The following is a 1436-nucleotide window of genomic DNA, read 5'->3' on the forward strand; positions in this document are numbered from 1 at the left end:
TCATAATTGCACCAGGTCGAAACGCACGCCACGCTCGAACAAGGGCCAGCTATGGTTCAGCGCGAGCGGTTCGGCTGGCTTCATATGGCACTCCACGACAGGGCGTAGAGGCTATGCCTAAAGTCCTAATCCGGATTTAACACCATCGGAGTGCGCGACGACAGGTCTCCCCACCCCGCCCGGAGCGGGGAGACCGGCCGGTCAGACCTTGTCGGTCAGTTCGGGGACGACGGTGAAGAGGTCGCCGACCAGGCCGATATCGGCGACCTGGAAGATGGGCGCATCCTCGTCCTTGTTGATCGCGACGATGATCTTGGAGTCCTTCATCCCCGCCAGATGCTGGATCGCGCCCGAGATGCCGACCGCGACATAGACTTCCGGAGCGACGATCTTGCCGGTCTGCCCGACCTGATAGTCGTTGGGGGCATAGCCCGCATCGACCGCCGCGCGGCTCGCACCGACGGCGGCGCCCAGCTTGTCGGCGAGCGGGTCGATCAGCGCATGGAACTGCTCCTCCGAGCCCAGCGCGCGGCCGCCCGAGACGATGATCTTGGCACTGGTCAGCTCGGGACGCGCGCTCTCGGCCTTTTCCGCACCGACGAAGCGGGACTTGGCCGCGTCGCCCGTCGCGGCGACCGCCTCGACCGTGCCCGAACCACCCTCGGCCGCCGCCTTCTCGAACGCGGTGGTGCGGACGGTCAGGACCAGCCTGGTGTCGCTGGTCTTGACGGTGGCGATCGCGTTGCCCGCATAGATGGGCCGGGTGAAGCTGTCCGGCCCCTCGACCGACAGGATGTCCGAAATCTGCATCACGTCGATCAGCGCGGCGACACGCGGGGCGATGTTCTTGCCGGTCGTCGTCGACGGCGCGAGGAAGGCGTCGTGATGGCCCATCAGCTCGGCGATCAGCGGCGCGACATTCTCGGCCAGCGCGTTGGCATAGGCCGCGTCGTCGGCGACATGGACCTTGCCCACGCCCGCGATCTTCGCCGCCGCCTGTGCCACGTCGCCCACGCCCTGCCCGGCGACGATCAGGTGCACCTCGCCCAGCTTCGACGCCGCCGTGACGGTCGCCAGCGTGGCATCCTTGACGGACCCGCCGTCATGCTCGACCCATACCAGCGTCTTCACTTGGCCACTCCCAGTGCTTTCAGTTTCTCGACCAGCTCGTCGACCGAGCCGACCTTGACGCCCGCCTGGCGCTTGCCGGGCTCGGCGACATGGGTGATCGTCAGGCGCGGGGCGACATCGACGCCGTAATCGGCGGCGGTCTTGGTCGCCATCGGCTTGGACTTGGCCTTCATGATGTTGGGGAGCGACGCATAGCGCGGCTCGTTGAGGCGCAGGTCGGTGGTGACGATCGCGGGCAGCGTCAGGGCCACCGTCTCCAGGCCGCCATCGACCTCGCGGGTGACGTTGGCGGTCTCGCCGTCGGT

Annotated in this window: 2 protein-coding genes; both read right to left on the reverse strand. The window is 67.3% G+C overall.

Annotation, left to right across the window (positions count from 1 at the left end; all coding sequences use genetic code 11):
* Positions 1 to 201: 201 nt before the first annotated feature.
* Entirely contained in the window at positions 202 to 1131 is a 930-nt protein-coding gene (locus NS355_RS17705; protein WP_058746869.1) for an electron transfer flavoprotein subunit alpha/FixB family protein, read from the reverse strand.
* A partial coding sequence (locus tag NS355_RS17710; protein ID WP_430727023.1) for an electron transfer flavoprotein subunit beta/FixA family protein occupies positions 1128 to 1436 on the reverse strand: 309 nt, incomplete at its 5' end. The genes NS355_RS17705 and NS355_RS17710, both read right to left, overlap by 4 nt.

This window comes from Sphingomonas yabuuchiae (assembly GCF_001477495.1).
Taxonomy (GTDB): domain Bacteria; phylum Pseudomonadota; class Alphaproteobacteria; order Sphingomonadales; family Sphingomonadaceae; genus Sphingomonas; species Sphingomonas yabuuchiae_A.